Annotated in this window: 1 protein-coding gene; it reads right to left on the reverse strand. The window is 57.1% G+C overall.

Annotation, left to right across the window (positions count from 1 at the left end; all coding sequences use genetic code 11):
• Nucleotides 1-259, reverse strand: a 259-nt coding sequence (locus tag R2R70_RS21235; protein WP_410979084.1) for a DegT/DnrJ/EryC1/StrS family aminotransferase, incomplete at both ends; no start/stop codon positions are given.

Raw genomic sequence — 259 nt, forward strand, 5'->3', positions numbered from 1 at the left:
ACGCTTTGGGACAGAGATTATAGGTATGCGGATCAATATCCACGAAGTCGACCTGAGCTCCACAATACAAACCACCGTTGGCGGAAGCCACAAAGGTGATCGGGGTAGTCCATAGCCAATCGCCCCGCTCCAAGCCCAATGCCAGGCAGGCCATATGCAAGGCTGATGTGGCGCTATTCACAGCCAAGGCGTGGCGTGGCCGCACCTTATTAGCGACCGCCTGCTCAAAGCGCGGCACCATGGGGCCCTGTGTCAGAAA

Source organism: Cobetia sp. SIMBA_158 (assembly GCF_046566945.1).
In the GTDB taxonomy this organism is placed as follows: Bacteria; Pseudomonadota; Gammaproteobacteria; order Pseudomonadales; family Halomonadaceae; genus Cobetia; species Cobetia amphilecti.